16 protein-coding genes are annotated in these 22,623 nt (G+C 50.7%); 5 read left to right on the top strand and 11 right to left on the bottom strand.

What is annotated here, in order from left to right; translation table 11 throughout:
• The first annotated feature begins 13 nt into the window (after positions 1 to 13).
• A complete protein-coding gene (locus B0I18_RS13930) occupies positions 14 to 1,147 on the top strand; it encodes an efflux RND transporter periplasmic adaptor subunit (protein WP_106523340.1) in 1,134 nt (377 codons plus the stop codon).
• A gap of 2,221 nt (positions 1,148 to 3,368) precedes the next feature.
• On the opposite strand, the gene B0I18_RS13935 is transcribed toward B0I18_RS13930, so the two are convergent.
• The 4 genes from B0I18_RS13935 to B0I18_RS13950 all read right to left on the bottom strand — a co-directional run bounded on the left by B0I18_RS13935 (position 3,369) and on the right by B0I18_RS13950 (position 7,983).
• The gene (locus tag B0I18_RS13935; protein ID WP_106523341.1) at positions 3,369 to 3,812 is read right to left on the bottom strand and encodes a hypothetical protein; all 444 of its coding nucleotides are present in this window, start codon (positions 3,810 to 3,812) and stop codon (positions 3,369 to 3,371) included.
• A 144-nt stretch (positions 3,813 to 3,956) separates the two neighbouring features.
• A complete protein-coding gene (locus B0I18_RS13940; RefSeq protein ID WP_106523342.1) occupies positions 3,957 to 4,394 on the bottom strand; it encodes an SRPBCC family protein in 438 nt (145 codons plus the stop codon).
• 81 nt (positions 4,395 to 4,475) lie between these two features.
• Positions 4,476 to 5,684, bottom strand: coding sequence for a DUF763 domain-containing protein (locus B0I18_RS13945; protein ID WP_106523591.1), 1,209 nt, complete (start codon positions 5,682 to 5,684; stop codon positions 4,476 to 4,478).
• A gap of 43 nt (positions 5,685 to 5,727) precedes the next feature.
• Positions 5,728 to 7,983 (bottom strand): cation:proton antiporter, encoded by a 2,256-nt coding sequence (locus tag B0I18_RS13950; protein WP_106523343.1) that lies wholly within the window; start codon positions 7,981 to 7,983, stop codon positions 5,728 to 5,730.
• A gap of 180 nt (positions 7,984 to 8,163) precedes the next feature.
• Between B0I18_RS13950 and B0I18_RS13955 the strand changes: the two genes are divergently transcribed.
• Positions 8,164 to 8,379 carry a hypothetical protein gene (locus tag B0I18_RS13955; protein ID WP_106523344.1) on the top strand — a complete coding sequence of 72 codons (216 nt, stop codon included), beginning with the start codon at positions 8,164 to 8,166 and terminating at the stop codon, positions 8,377 to 8,379.
• A 6-nt stretch (positions 8,380 to 8,385) separates the two neighbouring features.
• On the opposite strand, the gene B0I18_RS13960 is transcribed toward B0I18_RS13955, so the two are convergent.
• Positions 8,386 to 10,257, bottom strand: a complete 1,872-nt coding sequence (locus B0I18_RS13960) for an Nramp family divalent metal transporter (protein ID WP_245882099.1) — start codon at positions 10,255 to 10,257, stop codon at positions 8,386 to 8,388.
• Between the two features lie 235 nt (positions 10,258 to 10,492).
• Here B0I18_RS13960 and B0I18_RS13965 point away from each other — a divergent pair, with 235 nt between their 5' ends.
• The 3 genes from B0I18_RS13965 to pgi all read left to right on the top strand — a co-directional run bounded on the left by B0I18_RS13965 (position 10,493) and on the right by pgi (position 15,716).
• Positions 10,493 to 12,130, top strand: a complete 1,638-nt coding sequence (locus B0I18_RS13965) for a T9SS type A sorting domain-containing protein (RefSeq protein WP_106523345.1) — start codon at positions 10,493 to 10,495, stop codon at positions 12,128 to 12,130.
• A 110-nt stretch (positions 12,131 to 12,240) separates the two neighbouring features.
• A complete protein-coding gene (locus tag B0I18_RS13970; protein ID WP_181358472.1) occupies positions 12,241 to 13,887 on the top strand; it encodes a T9SS type A sorting domain-containing protein in 1,647 nt (548 codons plus the stop codon).
• A 182-nt stretch (positions 13,888 to 14,069) separates the two neighbouring features.
• Positions 14,070 to 15,716 (top strand): glucose-6-phosphate isomerase, encoded by a 1,647-nt coding sequence (gene pgi / locus B0I18_RS13975; protein WP_106523347.1) that lies wholly within the window; start codon positions 14,070 to 14,072, stop codon positions 15,714 to 15,716.
• A 511-nt stretch (positions 15,717 to 16,227) separates the two neighbouring features.
• Here pgi and B0I18_RS13980 read toward each other — a convergent pair.
• Genes B0I18_RS13980 through B0I18_RS14005 form a run of 6 tightly spaced genes read right to left on the bottom strand, consistent with a single transcriptional unit; the run spans position 16,228 to position 22,618 of the window.
• Positions 16,228 to 17,742, bottom strand: coding sequence for a capsule assembly Wzi family protein (locus B0I18_RS13980; protein ID WP_181358473.1), 1,515 nt, complete (start codon positions 17,740 to 17,742; stop codon positions 16,228 to 16,230).
• A gap of 32 nt (positions 17,743 to 17,774) precedes the next feature.
• Positions 17,775 to 18,479: a WecB/TagA/CpsF family glycosyltransferase gene (locus B0I18_RS13985; RefSeq protein WP_106523349.1), complete on the bottom strand. Its 705-nt coding sequence runs from the start codon at positions 18,477 to 18,479 to the stop codon at positions 17,775 to 17,777.
• Positions 18,480 to 18,501: 22 nt separating this feature from the next.
• Positions 18,502 to 19,389, bottom strand: coding sequence for a glycoside hydrolase family 16 protein (locus B0I18_RS13990; protein ID WP_106523350.1), 888 nt, complete (start codon positions 19,387 to 19,389; stop codon positions 18,502 to 18,504).
• Between the two features lie 4 nt (positions 19,390 to 19,393).
• Positions 19,394 to 20,473 carry a glycosyltransferase gene (locus B0I18_RS13995; RefSeq protein WP_106523351.1) on the bottom strand — a complete coding sequence of 360 codons (1,080 nt, stop codon included), beginning with the start codon at positions 20,471 to 20,473 and terminating at the stop codon, positions 19,394 to 19,396.
• A gap of 3 nt (positions 20,474 to 20,476) precedes the next feature.
• Positions 20,477 to 21,484 (bottom strand): polysaccharide pyruvyl transferase family protein, encoded by a 1,008-nt coding sequence (locus B0I18_RS14000; protein WP_106523352.1) that lies wholly within the window; start codon positions 21,482 to 21,484, stop codon positions 20,477 to 20,479.
• Positions 21,485 to 21,502: 18 nt separating this feature from the next.
• Complete coding sequence (locus B0I18_RS14005) at positions 21,503 to 22,618, bottom strand: glycosyltransferase family 4 protein (RefSeq protein WP_106523353.1); 1,116 nt, start codon at positions 22,616 to 22,618, stop codon at positions 21,503 to 21,505.
• Positions 22,619 to 22,623 lie beyond the last annotated feature (5 nt).

Below are 22,623 nucleotides of genomic sequence, written 5' to 3' on the forward strand. Positions count from 1 at the left end.
AAAATAGCCGACGATGAAAAATAAAATGCCCCTTCTGCTGTCTGTATTCAGTTTACCGTTCCTGGCCCTGGGCCTGCAGGGTTGCGGCGAATCAGAAGCCCATCCCCCCGCTGCAAAAAACGAAAAGCCACCGCTGGAGGTCATTTCGCTGCAAACCGGCCGTATATCCGGCGGCCTGCAGATTCCCGGCGAACTGGTGGCCTACCAGCAGGTAGACCTCTATGCTAAAGTAAACAGCTTTGTAAAAAAATTGTATGCAGACGTAGGCAGCCAGGTAAAGGCCGGGCAACTGCTCGCCGTTATGGAAGCGCCCGAGGTTAATGCACAGCTCTCCGGCGCGGAATCCAGGCTTAAGTCACAGGAGGCGCTATACCTCGCCAGCAAAGCCACTTACGACCGCCTGCTTGAAACCAGTAAGACCCCGGGCACGGTATCGCGCAACGACCTGGACCTGGCTTATGCCAAGCAGAAGTCGGACCTGGCGCAGCTTGACGCGGCACGGGCAGCGCACCGCGAAGTAAACGACACCCGCAACTACCTGGAGATCCGTGCACCCTTTGCCGGCATTATCACGGCCCGTAATGTAAGCTCCGGTGCTTATGTAGGCCCTTCGGGCAAGGGTTCAGACCTGCCGATCTTTACCCTGCAGGAACAGGAGCACCTGCGCCTGGTGGTTAGTGTACCCGAAGCCTATACGCCCTACATCAGCCAGGAATCCGAGTTCTCCTTTAAGGTAAAATCCTTGCCGGGCGATACCTTCAACGCCAAAGTAGCGCGCCTGGCCGGGGCGCTCGACAGCCGCCTGCGGTCGCAGCGTACCGAAATGGATGTGCAGAATACCAATAAAAAACTATTGCCCGGTATGATCGCGGAAGTAAGCGTACCCTTGAAAGGCAATGCCAGCAACTTCGTGCTGCCGGCATCAGCAGTGCTCAACGCGCCCAAAGGCATATTCGTACTGCGTGTCAGCAATAACAAAGTGAATTGGGTACCGGTGCAGACCGGCAGGAGCGATGGCAACAACACTGAAGTATTCGGCGGATTGCAGGCAAATGATGTGCTGGTAAAAAATGCCTCGGAAGAGATCAGGGACGGTTCGGATGCCGGAAAATTAAAAGTGAGCCAGCCCGAAACCGCTGAAAAATAGCCTGCATAAACAGGCATAATCTATAAAAATATACAGCCAGCTTGATTTTATACGTAAAATCGCTAAAGTAGAGATGCGCTCTATTGTACAGCACACGGGGCCTGTGTACATTTGTATCATCAATAATTGCACTGTTCTTCAGTGCCGGAGTTCAATCGAGATTATATCTCAAAGATGGTGTTCCGTTTGTTGTGAGGTTTGTGTTTGGTAAAAATACAGTTTCTTCCAGGAACTGTATTTTTTTTGCCCGGGTGTAATGCCTGCACAGATGTTAACGCAGGTCACAGCACCCATCCACAACTTGTTTTTATTATCCCGCAGCGGCCATTAGATAAAAGAGAGATAAAGTAAAAGAAGTAGGAACTTTGAGAAAGAAACGGGGTGAATTTGGATGTCCCCGCAACGACCCTTACGGTAGCCGTTGCGACGAAAATTGATATACTACAATACCAGGTCCCGGCAGGCGAATAAGATCGTCTCGAATTTTGGATGTCCCCGCAGGGTCTCCTGCAAAGGGACCCTGCGGAAGGCAGGCAACAACAGCAGTAAATAGCATCAAATGCGTATCCCTACCGACCAGATAAACTGCCACCCACGCGCAACGTCCCTTACAGTAGTCGTTGCTACGAAAATCGATATACTACAATACCAGGTCCCGGCGGGTGAATGAGAGAATTTTGGATGTCCCCGCAGGGTCTCCTGCAAAGGGACCCTGCGAAGGCAGGCAACGACAGCAGTAAATAGCATCAAATGCGTATCCCTACCGACCAGATAAACTGCCACCCACGCGCAACGTCCCTTACAGGAGACGTCGCGACGAAAATAGGCCGATCAGCGAATCGTATCGATCAACAAGTATCCCGTATTCAGGCTTCCGGGATAGCTGACCTACCAGAGTTATACCGTATAGAAAGCGTCCCCCATAGTGATCATTTTAAGCATGCACAGCACGAACCATCCGCTGGCTGTCCTGCTAAGCGCAGCGAAGCAGCTTACCGGGCCCCTGCCAGGATACAAGCTTAGCGGTACGTATTAAAACACCAATTAAAAAAAATCCTTAGAAGTATGGAAGCGAGGCATGTTGTAACGGATGCTGCATGCTGACAGGATGCTCCTTTGCTCATCACCCTACCGGGATAAAAAGTATTACTGATAAAATACAGGTTATATACATAAAACGGCTAAAGTAGAGGCGGGCTCTATTGTTCAGCGGATAGCGGCGGCGTACTTTTGTATCCTCAATGATCGCACTGTTCTTCAGTGCCGGAGTTCAATCGAGATTTTATATCTAAAGATGGTGTTCCGTTTGTTGTGAGGTTTGTGTTTGGTAAAATACAGTTTCTTCCAGGAACTGTATTTTTTTTTGCCCGGTTGTCGCCGCCAGCTTAGATGCTGACACAGGTCGCAGCCCCGTTGCATAGCTTATCTTATTATCTCGCAGCGGCGCGGCGCTCGCAGCAAGCAAAAAGAGTTTTCTGACGATCGTACGATCTATTGGTATCCCGTACTCAGACGTTCCAGGATAGCTGACCTACCAGAGTTATACCGTATAAAAAGTGTTCCCATATTCATCATGTTAAGCGTACACCGCACTAACCATCCTCTGGCTGTCCTGCTGAGCGCAGCGAAGCAGCTTACCGGGCTCCCGTCAGGGTACAGGCTTAGCGGAACGTATTAAAAACACCAATTAAAAAAAGAGGTCCCAGGAACATTGAAGGCCGGCAGACCATGCACTTTTCTCTACCGCCATCCCGGGATAAAAAAGTATTACTGATAAAACGCAGCTTATACACACAAAACAGCTAAAGTAGAGGCGGGCTCTATTGTTCAGCGCACAAGGGACCTGTACTTTTGTATCATCATAAGTGTACTGGTCTCAGTACCGGAGTTCAATCAAGATTTTATATCTAAAGATGGTGTTCCGTTTGTTGTGAGGTTTGTGTTTGGTAAAAAATACAGTTTCTTCCAGGAACTGTATTTTTTTTATGCCTGATGTTGGATATGAGATGTTAGATATGAGATGTTAGATATTGGATTTGAGATACGAGATGTTAGATATTGGATGTTAGATATTGGATGTTAGATATGAGATATGAGATGTTGCCGTATTTGCATTCTTAGCCCTCGTAGTGTCTGCGTGAAGGACGCAGCGAATGATGGATGAAACAGCAACAGATGTGGAGATTCCATGAACAGCCGGGATGCCTGTAGCCACCCGCAATCAGGGTTCATTGAACTGGCCGCTGATCAATGCGCTGTCCCGGGGATTGGAATAGCTAAAAAACCAGGCAGGAGCTAAATCATACCGCACTTTTCCACCAATATAGGAAACCAATACGCTGTCCGGATTATGTCGCGACAACGTATATATAGCGTCCCCCTGCGAAAAGGAGACTTTAAAAAGTGCAGGGTTATAACTAACGGTATCGATCGAAATACCCACATAACCGGCTTGTGGCGGGGAGGTCAGTTTCCAGCCCAGGCTAAACCCGTTGTCGCGGTCTGCTTTGCCCAAATAAGCCCCTCCTTTGCCAATAGCCAGTTCCACATCTTTGGACTCAAAACGTTCCCCATTAATATACCAGTAGGAGGATTGCTTATTCCTGTTCTTATCGCAGGAAAATAAGGAGCAAGACAATGCGGCAATAAACAGGACTTTTTTCAAGACAGATCGATTTTAAAGCAGGTAAGGCAAATTACGCATAAAAGACAAGGTAAGTCCAACAGTTTATATAACTCAATTCCCTATACTATTATTATACGGGGCACGGCAGTCGGCGCAAATATGCCGCCGGTGCTCCATTCCCGGTTACGATGATCCTTTTCGCTGCTCCAGGTATTGTTTGAGGTTGGTACCCAGGATCATCGTCCAGCCCTGTAAAAAGCTATCCCGGGCAAAGGCCGGCTCCTGCGGAAAACTGTCCAGGCCTTCATGTTCCAGTACCAGGCGCGTTTGCCCGTCTTCAGGATAAAGCGTGAAACAAACTTCCGAACTCCCTTTATAACCTTCGTAGGCCCAGGTATAAGCAAGTGTTTCGGGAGCAAGCGCTTCTGTAATGCGGCATTGATGGACATACTGTTGCTCCGGGCTCCCTGCCGAAAAGCTAAAGCGGAAACCTGGTTCCGGTTTAAAACCGGGGATATCGAAATACCAGGCTTTCATATGCGCCGGATCGGTAAGCGCCTGCCAAACCTGCGTTGGAGGTGCAGCATAGGTGTATTCTAGGATAAGCGGCTTGGTTTCCATAAATCTGCATTTGGTTTATAAGACAACAAACAAGGGCGCCGGGAGTTCGGTATGCCCGGATACCCGATCGTTCATCGTGTATCAGAACAGGCTGAGCTGGATGCTATCGGCGGGCGGTGGTACCTTGCCGCTTACCGTACGGCCGCCATACTGCCAGGACTGCCTGCGCTCTTCTTCCACCCAGTCGGCAAAACGATCGTTAGGTACAAAGTCTTTTTCCAGGGCCATGGCTGTTTCGGATAATTTTTTCAGGGCATCGGAGCGGTCCTGCTCCCCAATCTTGGCTTTCTGCACTGCTGTTTGCAATACCTGGATCGTCTGGTCGTACACGCGTTCCGGCACCGGGAAGGGATGCCCGTCCTTACCGCCATGTGCAAACGAAAACCTTGCCGGATCGCTGAACCGGGAAGCGGTGCCATGTATAATCTCGCTGACGAGGGTAAGCGATTGTACGGTACGTGGCCCCACCCCTTCGAGCAACAGCAGGCTTTCCATATCGGTGCAACCCCGTTCGTGTGCCAGGGCCAGTGCTGCGCCCAGCCTTTTAATATCCACATCTTTCTGCCGTACATCATGGTGGGCCGGCATCACCAGTTTCCTGATCTCGCCGGTGATGCGGTCGGGCCGCTCCTGCGCCAACTGTACAATACCGGCGCGGGCTGCTGCGGCTTGTTTGTCGGTAAGGTTTAAGATAGCACCCGGGTTGGCCGGACCGTAAATAAAGCTGTGCGGCTGTTCCACGAACGATTGTACGGCCGGGGCATGCCAGTGATAGCGGCGCGCCAGCCGGTTTTGGGTGTTCATACCCTGCTGTACCACGGCCCAATCACCCTCGCAGGTTACAATAAAAGAATGGAGATAAAGTTGGAAACCGTCCTGTATGGCGCAGTTGTCGACCTTGGCGGATAGTTTGCTGTGGCGTACCATCAGGTCGCCGTCGATGCCGGTACGGTCGGCCAGGCGCCTTAGTTCTTCCGGTGTCTGCAGCGAATGCTTGCCCCTGCCGCCGCAGATATAGATACCCAGTTCGGAAGCCTTGCGGTTGACCGCGCCTTTAAGCGCACCCATCACCGAAGTGGTAATACCCGATGAATGCCAGTCCATGCCCAGCACACAACCCAGGGATTGAAACCAGAAAGGATCACTTATTTTTTCGAGGAACATAGCACGGCCATATTCCTGTACGATTGCTTCCGTTATTGCTCCGCCCAGCAAGCCCATACGGACGGCCAGCCATTGCGGCACCTTACCGTAATGCAGCGGGAGATCTGCATATCCACTTTTCGACATACTGCAAGTTACGGACATATCCCGGAAACCAGGCAGGACAATATCAGGGTTTGAGGATCAGTATGGAAGCATGATAACCCAGCCATTCTTCCTGTTTTTCGATCATATGTTTCCAGCTATCCAGGCTGATCAGTACCAGGTCCTGCTCTTCAAAAAAGGCTTTGTCGGTGGCATAACTCCGGGCAACCGAGAGGTTACCGGTTTGCTGTATGGTGTGCAATGCTTCGGGTCCCAGCATACCTTCGGGATCGGCCAGGGTAAGCTGCAGGCCGGGATTATCGAGCAGGCGCTGCATATACGTTGCCAGGAACACATCCGATTTATCGTAAACTGGGATATAAATACGTTCCAGTCGCTCCGGTTCTTTATCGACGAGAATACCGACCGGGATACCCGCAGCTTTGGCAATATAACGCGTGCCATCGTCGAAGGCATCCTGCGGAAACAACTTCTCGGCGCCGGTCAGTGTTTTGTACCACCGTTCGGGATTGATGATGCGGCTGGTAAAGCCCAGGATCTTGCCCAGCAGTGTGCCTTCGAACAGGGGCTGTCCCATGCCGATCAGCAACAGGTCGTAATGGCCTTTATTCGCTACCGCAGCAATTTCTTCGTCCCGGTTCACACTGGGTTTAAAAAGCGTCTGCATAGCCATATCCAACTGATCCGCTTCTGCGATCAGCGGCTCAAAGGCCTCTTTTTCATATTCCTCTTCGTTATACTGGTTCAGGTCGTTGCCCGGCGACAGGTGCATTGCCGTAACTTCCGTAGCGGCATGGTTCTTACGGCTAAGGCTGTAAGCAATGCGTAACAAGGCAGTGCCGTTCCGGGGCGTGCCAAAAGACAGCAGGATCCGGTAGGGAATCGCCTTGGTATCCGCCAGCGGCTCTGCTTTGGGTTCGGGCATCAGGCGGTTAATGAGATCGAGACCGGGCCCCGTCATCATGGTGGTGAGCAAAGCCATAATTACCAACATGGCAAATACTTCAGGACTTAATACCCCGAGATCATAACCGATGTTCAGCACGATCAGCTCCACCAGTCCGCGTGTATTCATCAATACACCGATAGACAAGCTATCGCGCCAGCTCTGGCCTACAAACCGCGCCGCCAGGGCACTACCGGCAAACTTGCCCAATACGGCCAATAAGACGATGATCGCGCATACCTGCCAGAGGTAAGGATCATTGAGCAGGCCGATCTGCGTGCGTAAACCGGTAAATACGAAGAACAGCGGCAGGAGCAGCACCTGGGCTACATCCTCTACCTTTTCGATAAACACGTTACGGAAGGACATGTTGGATGGCATGACCACACCGGCGAGAAAGGCCCCGAAAAGCGCATGGATACCGATCACTTCGGTGGCATAAGCCGATACCAGCAAGGTGGTAAAGAAAATAGCGACAACCGGTTTGCTTAATGATTCCTTGCTGGAGTATTTATCGCCGAGCCTTTGCAGGAAAGGCTTTACCACCTGCAGCATCAGCAGCACATAAACCACGGCAAGGACAAGCGTATATAAAGCGCTTAATACCGATCCGGCCTTTACAATGGCGATCACAGCCGCCAGGATGCACCATGCGGTGATATCGTCGGCCGCGGCACAGGTAATGGCAATGGTGCCCAGGCGTGTTTTGGACAAACCCCGCTCCTGTACGATACGCGCCAGTACGGGGAAGGCGGTTATACTCATGGCGATTCCCATAAAAAGGGCGAAGGACAGAAAATGTATACCCTCCGGGGCAAAGCGCCGGTAAATAAAGTAGGCCAGGCCTATACCCAGTGCAAAGGGAAAGATAATGCTGGCATGGCTGATCACGACCGCATCTTTGGCCTTGTTTTTAAGAATCTTTAAATCCAGTTCCATACCGATCACGAACATAAACAGGATCAAACCGATCTGACTGAGGAATTGCAGGTTGGGCAACGATTTTTCAGGGAAAAGGAAAGTGGCGTATTCAGGAAAATAATGCCCGAGAAAAGAGGGTCCCAGGAAGATACCCGCAATGATCTCGCCGATAACCGCGGGCTGCCCGATCTTATTGAACAGCATGCCGAAAAAACGGGCTACCAGGATAATAGATACGATCTGCAGCAACAGTATCGCCAGCGGATGATGCAGGTTGTGGCTATAGGTATCGATAAACTGGTCCCAGGTAGAGGGTATCTTACCTTTTACAGCCGGCCCGGCTCCCGGTTTGGTCAGTTCAAGCAACAGCCCCTGTTGTAAAATAAAATAGATGAGCAGGGAGCAGAGTACTATCGTAACCGTATAAAATAATATATTTTTATAAGACTTCATAAATTGATCCGGGCGAACAGAACAGGCCTGCTCTTCCGTTCGTTGGTTTGGTAAAGGAATAGCGGCAAATATAAGCTTCCCGGCTCACATAACGGGTTGCATAACCATAGCATAATACCGGCGGCCGCCAACCTTTCCGGGCTGTTTTTGTAATATGGGCAGATCAACAGGCGTATTATTATGACTATCGAGCAGATCAAAAGACACCTTTCCGATAAAGGTACAACCCTTAATGACCACCAGGCCGGACAGATCATACAACATATCCTGGCTTTCCGCGAAGAGCTGAAACGGTGCCAGCCCGATAAAGAATGGACTTTCGATGTGGAGCAGGTAGGACGTGATGCTTTTACCTTTGAATATGCGTACCGCGTGACCTGCCAGATCGAACCCTGAGTCGCATTATTTGGCGATAAACACCGGTATAGGCACCAGGTGCCGTACTTTATTGACCGTTTCGCCGAATACCAGGTCTTTAAGACCACGGTGCCCGTGACTGCCGACAATCAGCAGGTCGGCATCCTGTTCTTTACAGATACGTGCAATTTCACGGGTCCGCTTTTTAATCCCGATCTCGTGCCGGGCTTCATAACCCTGTTCGCGGAACAAACGCAGGTAGGCTTCCATCCTGATCCGGTCGCGCCGGGTTTCAAAGTCTTCGGCTTCGGCCTCCATCATGCTGCTGGAGGCGCTTTCCGTAATATGTACCAATACAAACTGGGTCTCTTCCTCTGCCAGTTTAAAAGCATAGCGGATTACCTGGTTATCGGTATCGGAATAATCGAGTGCCAGTGCTATGGTCCGGAATGCAGGCGCAGATAGCGATACGATACTCTTCATCGGGGCATGTATATCCTGCGTACTGGTTCTTCTCTTCAGGACAAAAGGATAAACAACCGTAAGCAACAACAGCAGGAGCAAGCCCAATCCACCCGCTACAATAAGGGCGTTGAGCCAGATGTTATCGCTCTGCCGGATCCAGTCTTCGGCCTGGTCGAATACCAGTTTAAAGTTCAGTACGGCAATAAGCGCGGCAACAGCCCAGGATATAGCCTGTACGCCCGGCCGGATGGTAAACTTACCCATGCGCTTACGGTCGCTTACGAAATGGATGAGGGGTATAACGGCAAAAGCCAGTTGCATACTCAGCAATACCTGGCTGAAGATAAGCAGGGAGCCTACAGAACGCTCACCGGCAATGAGGATAACCAGTACTGCCGGGATAATAGCGATCAGCCGCGTGATCATACGGCGTAATACAGGGCTGATCCTTAACCGCAGGTAACCTTCCATAACGATCTGCCCGGCGAGCGTACCCGTGATCGTGCTGCTTTGCCCGGCGGCGATCAGTGCTATCGCAAACAGGCGCGGCGCCCATTCGGAGCCCAGCATCGGGGCCAGCAACTGGTGCGCATCCTCCAGCTCGGCCACACCGGTCATGCCGCCCTTATGGAATACGGCAGCGGCCAGTATCAGTATCGCTGCATTTACAAACAAGGCCAGGTTGAGCGCAATAGCGCTGTCCCAGAAGTTATACTTAAGCGCCTTACGTATCGCTCCTTCTTCGCGGGTGATCTTGCGGGTCTGTACCAGCGCCGAATGCAGGTAAAGGTTATGCGGCATTACGGTAGCGCCTATAATGCCGATGGCAATATACAAAGCAGCGCCATTGGGCAGCCGTGGTACAAAGCCACCTGCAATACCAGCAAGGTCGGGTTGGGCAAAGATCATTTCGACCAGGAAACACATACCGATAATGGCGATCATACCGATAATGAACAGTTCCATCTTACGCATACCCAGGCGCTGTAACCATAACAGCAGGAAGGTATCGAGCAGGCTGATCAGTACGCCCCAGATAAGATCCAGCCCGAACAGCAATTGCAGGCCTATGGCCATACCCAATACTTCGGCCAGGTCGCAGGCCGCGATAGCGATCTCGGCAAGCAGGTACAGGATAAAGTTCATGCCCCGGGGGTAAGTCTCCCGGTTGCATTGCGCCAGGTCCTTTCCCCATACGATACCCAGTCTTGCGCTGAGGCTCTGTAACAGGAGGGCCATCAGGTTGCTCATGAGCAGCACCCAGATCAGCGTGTAGCCGAATTGGCTCCCGCCGGCAATATCAGTGGCCCAGTTACCCGGATCCATATACCCTACGCTGATGAGGTAAGCAGGACCGAAGAAAGATAATATTTTACGCCATTTAGATTTTCCTTTATTGACATCCACGCTGCCGTGTACATCGTGGAGGGATTTTTCGTGATGACTACTCAATGTAAATCTGTTTTTAGGCAAATCTAAAAATTTTATTTTAAAAACCGAAAACTTGTGTGTGTACAGATAAAATTTACGACACAATCTTAACATAAAAAATACGGCACCCGATGCAGGCCCCAGGTTAATACCTGGAAAATCCGCGTAAAGCATTTTTTCGGCAGAAGCGGAAATGTCAACATAAAGTCTATCTTTGCAGGTAAGAACCAACTATTAACCAAATTAAGTAACCAACATGAAGAAATCACTTACCCTTCTCGGGGTAGTGTTGTGTATGCATGCGTATACCAATGCCCCAAGTGCTTCGGCACAAGCCTTCCCTGTAAATACCTGGGTAGCGCTTACGAAAGCCGGCGACAATGCAGCCGCTAAGAACTACACGATCTCGACCAGCACGAACCCGGCACTCCCAGTCTTTATTCCCGGCGCTACTTTTACTTCCCCATACGATCTGAACGGTATCGGTATGAACCCTGTAGATCATTATATCTATGGTTGTGCCTATACCGGCAATACCGCTCAGCCAAGTTCTATGCTGAATGTAAACCTGTACCGTATTGCATCCAATGGCACCTTTACTGATTTGGGCAAACTGCCGAAAACCGGCCAGATGCCTACCCTTACCAGTGCCCAAATGGGTATTACCGTGAACCTGGAAGTACCGAACTTTTCGGCGGGCACCGTTGATGCCAACGGCACCTATTACTACAGCAGCATTGGTATTAAAGAATCCGGTAAGAACAAGATCCAGGCTTATTATGTGGGTGTTTTAACCGGCAACCCGGTTCCGCTTACTCTTACCGTAAGCGACCTGCGCCTGTTCTTCTGCTGGCTGAGCAATGTAAGTACCATGACATCTTCCACGATGCCTTCTGCACCTACCGGTTATTATGAACTGGATGTAAGCAACCCGGTAATCAACGGTTCGCTGGTTAGCTTCGTAAACCAGTTCAACACGCTGTTCCCGAACAACCTGAACAATATCGACGGTGGTATCCAGGACTTTGCCGTAAACCCTATTGACTTTAAAGTATACGGTTATGTTTCTTACTTCCAGGGTGCTAACCTGGTAGGACGTCCTGTTTCGTTTACCGCTCCTACAGTATCCGGCGCACTTGCCATCGTATCTTCTTTGGGTACTACTGCCAATACCGTACCCGGTGTAGATATCGCAGGGGTACAGTTCGATGAGTTCGGTAATTTCTATGGCCTGTTCAACAATGGCAGCTATGGTACCATTAACCTTACTACCGGCGCACTGAGCCTGAGCCCTACTACCCTGCCTACTACCGGCGGACAACTGAGGGGTGACCTGGCCTCTGCCGCTACCGCCAACTTCCCGTTACCGGTAACCCTGGTAAGCTTTAACGGACAAGCGCTTGCCGGCGCCAACGAACTGCGTTGGGAAGTAAGCAACGACAGTAAAGGCAAAGACTTCGCGATCGAGCGCAGCAAGGACAGCCGCGCCTTTGAAGCCCTGCATACCGAAGCCTTCCAGGCCGGTACGACCAAGTATAGCTTTACCGACCTTAACCCGGCTGCAGTAAGCTACTACCGTCTTAAAACTACTGCAGATGATGGCCGCATCAGCTATTCCAAAACAGTAGCCCTGGTCAACAAAGCCAATAACCCGGTACTGGTATATCCTACCGTGATCAGCGATAATAAGATCAATATTACTGCAGCAACATCTGCTTATACTTTCAGCCTGTACAACCTTGCCGGCCAGGAAGTATTCCGCAAAGCGGTAAGCCAATCCGGCAATACCACTGCAATCGCGCTGCCCGCCCTTGCCGCAGGACAATACATTGTCCGCATCCAGGGTACAGACGCCCAGCAGGTAACCGGTACTGCGCAGATCGTTATCCGCTAATACTATTTCTTTACAGGAAGAGATGCCTCCCCCTGGGGAGGTGTCTCTTTTTGATGTTCAGGCCCTGTATTATCTGCCTGTTTTTCTCCCCTATTTTAAATTTCAAAACGATGAACAAAGTTTACGCTCTTGCAGGCGCAGCGCTTGTCGGCTTGCTGTATACTGCCACAGCAACGGCACAGTCCGCATTCCCGGCCAATACCCCGCTGGCGATTACGAAGCCCGGCAACAATGCCGCAGTCCGCAACTATACCATTGCATCGAGCAGCAATACCGGTTCAGCAACAGCTTTCAGCGCGGTGACTACTTTTACCCCCCCGGTAGATATCAATGGTATCGGGCTTAACCCGGTGGACAATAAGATATACGGCGCAGCCTATACCGGTAGCGCGGATACTGCTGTTACCATGCTCCGGGTAAACCTGTACCGTATCGGCGCCAATGGCGTGATGGTGAACCTGGGCAAATTGCCAACCTCCGGCCAGTCCCCGCTGATTACGACACTGAACCTGAACATCAGGGCCGAGATACCCAACTACACTGCAGGCACGGTAGATGCCACCGGCAAATATTATTACACCACGGTAGGACTTAAGAGCACCGGTGTAACCAAGCTGATGAACGCGTATACCGTTTACCTGTTCAACCCCAATGCCCCCTCTACCCTGGCCCTCGATACTACGGACATCCGTCTTTTTGTATGCTGGATCAATAATGTGCACAATCTTACCGGCAGCAATATGCCAACCACCGTGGCCGGTTACAAGGAACTGAACTTTACTACTTATCCTGTTGTAAGAGCAGCCGTTAAAAACCTGCTGGATAGCCTGAACAGCGGTTTCCCGCGCAACCTGGCAACGCTGGAAGGCGGTCTGCAGGATTTCGCTATTCACCCGGTTAACGGAAAGATCTACGGTTATGTCTCCTATCCTTCAGGCGCTAACTATGTAGGCCGGCCGGTAGTATTCGCGCCGACTATCGGTAGCGCACCACTCTCTATCATCACCCCGGTAGGCACCGTAGAAAATACAGCCCCCGGTGTTGACGTGGCCGGGCTGCAGTTCAATGCCAACGGTAACTTCTTTGGCCTGTTCAACAACGGCACCTATGCTGAGATCAACCTTACTACCGGCGCCCTCATCAGCCCGGTAACCAGTAACCTCGGCATTTCGGGCAGCAACCTCCGCGGCGACCTCGCATCACCGGCAACGGCCAATGCAGTACTGCCGCTTAACCTGGTTGCCTTTGAAGGCAGGTTGTATAACACGTACAACGAACTGAACTGGCAATTTGCACCGGGCAGCAAGATCACTGCGCTGTCGCTGGAGCGCAGCAGCAACAGCCGCGACTTTGAGCAGATTGCCGCTATCGCACCGCAACAGGCTACTACGTATCAATACCTGGATAAGCTGCCACCTGCAACGGCCTACTATCGCCTGCACATGACCGACGAAACCGGCGAAGCCACTTATTCGTCCGTTGTAAAGCTGCAATCCGGCAGCCGTAATAACAGTGCTAAAGCCTATCCTACGGTACTTGCACCAGGAGCTACACTTTTTGTAGAAGCGCCGCAAGCCGATTATGCGGTGTCTGTTTATAACAGCCTGGGCCAGCTGGTGCTGGACCAGTCCGGCAATATGCAGGCGCTTACCAGCGTTCAGTTGCCCGCAACACTGACGCCCGGCAACTACTGGGTGAAGCTTACCGGCAATACTACTAAAGAAACTATCGGCACGACACAGATCACGATCCGCTAATGCCTTCCCTCCCGGGCGTACACCCGGCATTGAAATGACATTACGGTCTTTACCGTAATGTCATTTTCTTTTAAAGAAGCCGCCCTGTTATTTATTTTGCGGTATTTTTAACTGTTTTAAAAAAGGAATTGTTTAAACTTGCGTTTCAAACGATCCTCCGTTCCGGATAATACCAGTTATTCATGTTCCCTGACACCGATTTTACGCAGACCGAAGCCTACAAGCTTCTTGGCGTACACTACAATGAGCTTTGCAATGTCCGCATGACCGATCTTTTTGCATCGGATAAGGATCGTTTTGCCCGGTTCAGCCTACGGCAGGAAAACCTGCTACTGGATTATTCTAAAAACAGGATCGATAGTAAAACCCTGGAACTGCTGTTGCAACTGGCGGATGAATGCCAGCTGAAGACAGCCATAACGGCTATGTTTGCGGGCGAAAAGATTAACCGCACCGAACAACGCGCCGTACTCCATACGGCGCTGCGTAACCGCTCCGGTGCGCCCGTAATGACCGGTGGCGTAGATATTATGCCGGACATACAAGCCGTACTGCAACATATGAAGCGGTTTTCGGAAGCCGTGATCGGGGGCGACTGGAAAGGCCGTACCGGTAAAGCGATCACTGATGTGGTCAATATCGGTATCGGTGGTTCTGACCTGGGCCCCGTAATGGTTACCGAAGCATTAAAGCCTTATAAAAATCACCTTAATCTTCATTTTGTTTCTAATGTAGATGGTACCCATATTGCAGAGACGCTTAAAGTGCTGAACCCCGAAACCACTTTATTCCTGATTGCTTCCAAAACCTTTACCACACAGGAGACCATGGCCAATGCCTTTACCGCCCGGCAATGGTTCCTGGACCAGGGTGCGGCAGCAACAGATATAGCCGCGCATTTCGTAGCCCTCTCCACCAATGAAAAAGAAGTAGCAGCCTTCGGTATCGATCCGCAGCATATGTTTATTTTCTGGGATTGGGTAGGCGGCCGTTATTCCCTCTGGGGAGCCATTGGGCTTTCGATTTGTCTGGCTATCGGCTTCGAACACTTCGAATCCTTGCTGGACGGGGCTTACGCCATGGACAACCATTTCCGCAATACTGACTTTGCGGTAAACATGCCTGTTATACTCGCATTGCTGGGCATATGGTACCATAACTTTTTTAATGCCGCCACGCATGCCATCCTGCCGTATGACCAGTACATGCACCGGTTTGCCGCATATTTCCAGCAGGGAGATATGGAGAGTAACGGGAAATCCGTATCGCGCAGCGGACAGCAACTGGACTATACCACGGGGCCGGTGCTCTGGGGAGAACCCGGTACCAATGGCCAGCATGCCTTTTTTCAATTGCTTCACCAGGGTACGCAGATGGTGCCTGCCGACTTTATAGCGCCGGCACAATCGCATAACCCGACAGGCGTACATCACGACCTTTTATTGTCCAATTTCTTTGCACAGACCGAAGCGCTGATGAATGGGAAAAATGCCGACACCGCCACTGCAGAAATGAAACAGCAGGGGCTTGATGAGGCTACGATAGAAAGGTTGCTGCCCTACAAAATTTTTGAAGGCAATAAACCTACGAATACCATCCTGCTCAAGAAAATAACGCCCTACACGCTGGGCCAGCTGATTGCCTTATATGAACATAAGATATTTGTGCAGGGCGTGATCTGGAACATCTACAGTTTTGACCAATGGGGCGTAGAACTGGGTAAACAACTGGCTTCCGGCATCCTGCCCGAACTCCGCAGTACGGAAAGGACACAGCGCCACGATAGCTCCACCAATGGCCTGATCAATCAATACAAGGATTGGAAGTAGGGAGATATGAGATGTTAGATATGAGATATGAGATGTTAGATATTAGATGTTAGATACTTGATACCTGATACCTGATACCTGATACCTGATACCTAATACTAAAAAGGAGATGCTTGGCGAGGCTCAGCAGGACAAGCTTCTTCTTGATACTTGCTACGTGATATTATTGAATGATCTGTTTGAAGTTAGACGACTGTCATCGGGAGCTCATCGACGGGAGTGCAAGTAAGCAATAATCACTACTCCACCCTGTCATCCTGAGCGTAGCGAAGGATCTTACTGATGGGAGCACAAACCAGAAGTAAGCCATGAGTCCAACCACTCAAAACCTGTTACACCAACAAAGCCAGCTAACCGATGAGATGCTTCGCGAGGCTCAGCATGACAAGCTGCTTCCTGCTTCCTGATACCTGATACCTGATACTAAAAAGGAGATGCTTCGCGAGGCTCAGCATGACAAGCTTCTTCCTGATACCTGCTACCTGCTACCTGCTACCTGCTACCTGCTAATTCAGAGGTGCTTACGCAGGCGGATCAGCCCGCCGAAACTATTATACAACAACTGGCCCTGGTCGAGTGCCAGGCCGAAGCCTAACTCGAAACCCTCGCCCAGCGGGCGCGCTGCCTCCAGGTAACCCGAAAACTGGTTTACCTGTTCAAAATAAGGCGGCGGTCCGGGGAAACGCTGGTTATTGAGCGATCCGCCGATCGGGCTGGAGCCATAGGTACCATAGTTTTTGCTATAAGTCAGCAAGGCTTTGAAATTCCATTGGTACAGGAAACCCTGTATACCCAAATGCAGGGCAGTAACCCGGTTGTTGACCACGAATTCGCGTTCCCTGTTGGGGAGCTCCTTACGGGCATACATCCGGCTTGTCAGCAGCGGGTTGCCCAGGTTCTCCCCTTCGTACGACCAGCCTTGCATATACATGTAGTTGTTGTAATAATCCTCATCGCCCGATGGCGTTATCTTGGCATCCAGTTCGCCGCCCTGGCTTTTCGAATTCAGGAATTCGACTACAACCTTGTACCAGCCGTAATTACGGCCACTCTTCTTCAGGTTGAGCAAACTGATACCCCATAAGCCGTCCTTGATATTATTGAGGTGATATAGGCCGCCTACATCGTAGTAGAACTGGTGATAAACGACCGCCTTAACACCCTTGAACGTCACTTCCACAGCCTGGTCCAGCGACCCGATATGATTGCCGATCTTCGAAGTTTCGATACCATTGCCGCCGTAAGCCTTACCGGTTACCACGTACAGGAAGGTTTCCGGTACGCTCAACGTAAACCGGCCTTTATTGATCGTGTTTTCTCCGCCCCACATTACCTGGTGGTTGAAACCGGCGTATAACTTTACTTTCCAGCCCGGTTTACCCAATCGGCCGTAAAAGGATTTCTGGTGATAATAGGATTGTACCGGGGGCAGGTTATAACCGGGAGCCAGGGGCGTTTCGCCAAACCAGCCATGCACAAAGTTACCCTTAATGGCGATCAGTCCTTTGGTAAGCGGTATCGCCCAATATTCCGGTATGCTCAGTTCTATTTTGGGAATACCCAGTGCATTGCCCGAAATGGCGAAGGCGCCTGTGGACAGGTCGGGATCTACAAGGCCCGTCCTGTCGCGGGTACGGCCTGCCTGCAGCTGGAAGATGCTCAAACGGCCTTTCAGATAGGCGTCGATAAGCTGGAAATTGGCATGGCTGCCGGCATTGATCCGTGCAGTAGCGCCTATGCCCCAGTCGACCAGGTGCTTTTTCCCGTCTTCACGATAGCTTTTGGAAGCACCGGCAATAAAAGAGCCGGATAAACCTTCTACTGGTATGCTACCAAACCGGTTAGTCCGCATCCAGAAGGGCACCTGGTCATTGGTCGTGCCGATAGCCAAGGCCTCCAGCTCGTAATGATAGTCGCCGCTATAAGACGCGGTATCGCCGCGGTATTCGATATCCATACCGGAGATCTGTGCCCGGGCCGGTACGCCCCATATGCCTGCCAGTAAAAGAAAAAGCCATACCCTCATAAGCACTAATTTTATAAGAAGCCGGTTCTGCATTACGCAGCCTTCTTCAGTTGTTTTTTAAAATCTGCAAACCGGATAAAGAAACGGGGATAATCAATAAAGTACCGTTTAAAAAGCTTAGGTTCATCGATGATCCGGTATACCCAACGTATATTCAGTTTATCAAAAAAGGCAGGGTAATAATTTTCTTTACCCGCTACCTGGTGCAGGTAACCGCCGCAGGTAAAACCATAACCATCCCAACCACGCTCCTGGAGGTCGATCAGGAAAAGCTCCTGGTAAGGCGCACCCATACCACAGATCACCAGGTCTACCCGCTCCCGTACCAGGTAATCGAAACAGGCCTCCCGGTCCGCATCGCCGGTAAAATACCCGTTGCGGCTATAACTTACGGTTATACCATGTTTCTCTTCGATATTTTGCACCGCTTTATGTATAAATTCTTCTTTAGTGCCGATGATCGCGATCTTAAGCCCCTGCTCTTTGGCATAGCGAAACACAATGGGAGCAAGCGACGTATCGTCGAAGCTGAACCGGTTTATATTTTTACCCAGGTCCTTATTGATCTTGTTTACCAGCGAAATGCCGTCGATATACCAATGCTGTACCCTGGTCGCAACCCGCTCCTGCTCCTTCAGCATCAGCATGGAAAAGGGGTTTACAAACGAGGTGATACCCCGTTGCATTTTAAAATTGCCGATGCGGTCAATAATGGCGTTCCAGGCTTTGTAGCTCATAACAATGTTCTGGTGTTTTTAATTACTGGTATACCCTTACGTAGTCGATCATCATCTGTTGCGGTAAGGCTTTGTCGTCGACCGGGCCGCTCCAGTCGCCGCTACCCAATGCGATATTCATAATCAGGTAAAACGGTTGCTGGAAGCAATCGGGCGGATTGGTCTTATTCAGTTCAAACGAGTGATACTTGTTATCGTCGCAATAAAAGTCGATACGGTCGGCATTCCACTCGATCGCATAAACATGGAAACCTGTATTGCTGCCCGGTACATCCAGGTGTTTGTTGTCCTGGAGGTGTTCTTTCTGAGCGCCGGCATAATGCACTGCACTGCTTACATGCCCGGGCGCACGGCCCAGGGCTTCCACGATATCTATTTCTCCCGACTGCGGCCAGGGCACAGCGGCATTCTCACTGAGCATCCAAACAGCACAACTGGAACCCTTGCCGGCCGGGAGTTTCGCTTTTATCTCTATCCTGCCATACTTCCAGGAGGCCTTGCCTTTGGTAGTAACAGAAGCTGATGTATAATGAATTACAGGATCGTACTTTAACCGGATATGCGCCGGAACACTGTCTGCGCCCATCTTCCGGTAGGCTTCGGGATAAGCGGCCGTACCCTTTGCAGCCTGCAGTTTATACTTAGGATTGGCAAAATCTTCTTTCCGGGCCGTAATGACCAGGTAACCGTTTTCGACCTTTGCATTTTCCTGCCTGTTAGCCGTATAATACTGGCGTTGCACGCCCCTCGGCATCCCTTCTTCAAATCCCCACTTGGCCGGGTCGGGCATACCGGTCCCGTTAAATTCATCGGACCATACCAGTTTGCGGCCGGTCCTATTCTTTTGGCCCTGGGCTGTATACCCCGTCAATACCAGGGCAGATAACGCAACAACGAATACTTGTTTCATAACCTTATTTTTTTAAGCCGGTCCGGAAATAGTCGAGGTAGTTTTTCAACATCTCGCTTTTATGAAATCCTTTAAAGTAAGCGCTTCCCCTTAAAGCCTGTGCTGCTGCCCTAAAACGCTCCGGTTTATCCATAAACCGGGCAATGGCCGCTGCCAGTCCCGCGGCATCCCCGCTTTCGACCAGCAGGCCGTTCTCCGCAATGAGCGTAGCCGAAGACCCTACATTGGTAGCCACAATCGGCAGACCTACAGAAGCCGCTTCGATAAAGACATTGGGAAAACCTTCAAATATCGAGGACTGTACCAATACGTCTGCACTGTTCAGCAGATCGGCCACATCGGTTCGGTGTCCCAGGAAACGGACCTTGTCCCCTAATCCGTAAGTGAGGGCCAGGGCCTTCAGTTCTTCCTCCAGGGGGCCGGAGCCCGCTACCAGGCAGGTAAAGTCGCGGTCTTTGATCTGCTTTAATGCCTCGAGCAGTAAGCGGTGATTTTTTTGTTCGCTCAGGCGGCCCAGGCTCAACAATACCAGCTCGTTACCGACATGCAGTGCTGCACGGCTTGCCTGGCGTGTATCCGAGGCTGCCGGCTCAAAGAAATCGCCGCCCATATTGATCGTCTTGTTGCGGGCGCCTTTATAAAAGGGCGCATAGAACTCTGCCACTTTATCGGACAGGTAGACGATATTGCGGGGCGAGATCGCAGAACAGGCCTTATTGAACCGCAGGTAAATATTATCGAAATTGAAAAAGCTATGGATGCTTCCCGCCTTTTCGGCAAAGAGCAGGTAAGGCAGGGTCGCTCTTTTATGCCCCTGCAGGTAGTCGATGTTATGCCGCTTCAGCGCGCTGATCACCTTGGGTACATTGGCCGGGTTACGGACATTGGTTTTAAAATGGATCACCCCCGGTTCGAGCAAGGCTTCGCTCTTACCGCCCGGCGCAAACAGGTAAACGCTTTTAAAATATTTCAGGTAGTTGTTGGCAAAGAAAACGACACGCTTCTCCTCTCCGCCGAAATCGAAATCGGGGATAATAAGGGCAACAGACTTTGTATGCAGCATTACCGAAACATTGTTTTCCATCGTTTATATTTTTTGCAGCACCTGGGCCAGTTCACGGATCTGCGCGTCCTGCTTCTCCTGCAGGCCTGTAATAGCGGTCAGCTCTTTGGATATGGTTTTAGACACACCCGCATTCTCGAAAAGCTGTATCCTTGGGCTGTCGGAATAGATGCGGCATTTATTACCATATGATAATGTAGGGATACAGGCATGTACCCGGTCAGAGTGTACCTCTGCTGCATTGGAATACAGGAACAGGTAGTCGAGCGGTGTATCGGACACCATCACCCCGCTATCGATCACGCGCTTTACATATTTCAGCGGGAAAGGCTTATGGTTGGTATATACTACGTTTTTATACTGTTGTGCCAGCTCCTTGTTCAGGTGGAAATTGCGCGGATCGTCGAAGTTCAGTACTACGAAGGGGTCCATATGCGTCTCTACCTTAGGCAGGTTAAGGCGGTTAACGAAAAAGGCATTATCGATACCGTTATACGTTACCGGCGCCAGGTTTTTATACAACTCATGCGCTTTGGGATCACGGAACATAAGTGCCGCGGGTTGCAGCTGCTGCAGGTACTTGGTCACTTCCTTTACTTCGTTATCGGAATAGTAGTTACCGCTGGCGCCCAGGAACACGATTTTCGTACCGCGATCGGTCATGCGTTTAAGCAGGCCGAAGTAAAGCGAGAAGAAAGGCACGGTCAATACACAACCCGGCACGATCATCACATCGAGCTTAGCCATTTCCGCAACGTTAAACACCTGTTTGTTATCGATCAGGTTATAAGACTTGTCATGCAGGTTTTTGAACAGTTTTTTGCCGTAGTGCCAGGCGCTGCGCAACAGTTTGGATTCCTTCAGCGCCATACCTTTGGCCATAGCCGAGGCAAAATTGGGAAACTGGCTTAATTTAATAAGCTGGGCACCCTCGGGCATTGCTGCTTCAATGGTGGCAATAGCGCCAAAATCTATAAAGGCATTACCGATATTGTTAAAATAAACAGAGGTAAATACGCCGACGTGTTTCATGCTTGTCAAATTAGTGAGTTACTTATAGTTAAAAATGTAGTTTTCGAGTCTTTGGTTGGTTGCTTCCAGGTTGAATTCGGTTTCGATCCGTTTAAAGATCTCTTCATCGCGCCATTGCAGGTCGCCCCGGCTCAGCTTTGCAGCCGCATCGGCAAAGGCAGCGGCATCGCGTGCCGGTGTTATATAACCGTTCTCGCCATCGGTAACCATTTCGCGCGCACCACCGATATCGGTCAGCAGGCAGGGCAGTCCCATACCCATAGCTTCCAGGGCCGCCAGCGAAAAAGTTTCGGATATGGAAGTCAGAATAAAACAATCGGATGCGGCTAGGTAAGGCCTTACATCCTTCTGAGGGCCCACGATCTTTACATAGTCCCGCACGGCGCGCGATTCAGCTAGCGCCTCCACTTTTTCGGAACGCCCGTTTTTGGATGCGCCCACGAACAACATATAGGCGTCGATGCCGTGTTGCCTGCGCAACAGGTCCAATACCTCGATCGCCATTTCATGATTTTTCTCGATGGCAAAACGCGCCGTCTTCACCAGTACGAAGGCCTTAGCCGGTATACCCAGTTCCGCACGCAATCCGGAGTCCTTCATGCCCTTGCGCTCGTCGAGGTTAAACTTGCCGATATCGATACCGTTATAGATCAGCTTAAAGCGCCTGCCGGGTATCATCAGTACCCGGGACAGGTGGGTGATCTGGTTTTGCGCCACCGCGATAAGGCGGGTCCGGCGTCTAACCAGGAACCGCACGGCCAGGTCTTTTACATAATTGTATTTTTCCGCGTAGATCGTATTGTGGAAAATGATATTGATATTGATGCCCCTGATGCGGTTCAGCTTATTGGCATAGAGGTAGGAGAACAGGCTATCGCAAAACACCGTCTTCAGACCCCGCGCACGGGCTATCTCCAGGATCTGCCCGGCAGGCTTCAGATCAAAATTATATTTCCGGGGAATATTAATCAGCTCTACCCTTTTGTCGAGCCGGTAAGCCAGGTCATTATTCAGGTTTGTGTTCAGGATCAGTACTTCATACCCCTGCTCTACCAGATAATTGGCAAAGAGGATAAGGTGTTGCTGCGCACCACCGATACCAAGGTTAGAAGTAACGAAAAGGATCTTCTTCATTCCTG

It is taken from the genome of Taibaiella chishuiensis (assembly GCF_003014535.1).
Taxonomy (GTDB): Bacteria; Bacteroidota; Bacteroidia; order Chitinophagales; family Chitinophagaceae; genus Taibaiella; species Taibaiella chishuiensis.

Excerpts from the sequence above, each read along its gene's own strand:
- B0I18_RS13980 (WP_181358473.1), bottom strand. The coding sequence starts at position 17,742 with ATGAGGGTATGGCTTTTTCTTTTACTGGCAGGCATATGGGGCGTACCG.
- B0I18_RS14000 (WP_106523352.1), bottom strand. The coding sequence starts at position 21,484 with ATGAAACACGTCGGCGTATTTACCTCTGTTTATTTTAACAATATCGGT.
- B0I18_RS13970 (WP_181358472.1), top strand. The coding sequence starts at position 12,241 with ATGAACAAAGTTTACGCTCTTGCAGGCGCAGCGCTTGTCGGCTTGCTG.
- B0I18_RS14005 (WP_106523353.1), bottom strand. The coding sequence starts at position 22,618 with ATGAAGAAGATCCTTTTCGTTACTTCTAACCTTGGTATCGGTGGTGCG.
- B0I18_RS13985 (WP_106523349.1), bottom strand. The coding sequence starts at position 18,479 with ATGAGCTACAAAGCCTGGAACGCCATTATTGACCGCATCGGCAATTTT.
- B0I18_RS13955 (WP_106523344.1), top strand. The coding sequence starts at position 8,164 with ATGACTATCGAGCAGATCAAAAGACACCTTTCCGATAAAGGTACAACC.
- B0I18_RS13995 (WP_106523351.1), bottom strand. The coding sequence starts at position 20,473 with ATGGAAAACAATGTTTCGGTAATGCTGCATACAAAGTCTGTTGCCCTT.
- B0I18_RS13950 (WP_106523343.1), bottom strand. The coding sequence starts at position 7,983 with ATGAAGTCTTATAAAAATATATTATTTTATACGGTTACGATAGTACTC.
- B0I18_RS13940 (WP_106523342.1), bottom strand. The coding sequence starts at position 4,394 with ATGGAAACCAAGCCGCTTATCCTAGAATACACCTATGCTGCACCTCCA.
- B0I18_RS13990 (WP_106523350.1), bottom strand. The coding sequence starts at position 19,389 with ATGAAACAAGTATTCGTTGTTGCGTTATCTGCCCTGGTATTGACGGGG.
- B0I18_RS13945 (WP_106523591.1), bottom strand. The coding sequence starts at position 5,684 with ATGTCGAAAAGTGGATATGCAGATCTCCCGCTGCATTACGGTAAGGTG.
- B0I18_RS13965 (WP_106523345.1), top strand. The coding sequence starts at position 10,493 with ATGAAGAAATCACTTACCCTTCTCGGGGTAGTGTTGTGTATGCATGCG.
- B0I18_RS13930 (WP_106523340.1), top strand. The coding sequence starts at position 14 with ATGAAAAATAAAATGCCCCTTCTGCTGTCTGTATTCAGTTTACCGTTC.
- pgi (WP_106523347.1), top strand. The coding sequence starts at position 14,070 with ATGTTCCCTGACACCGATTTTACGCAGACCGAAGCCTACAAGCTTCTT.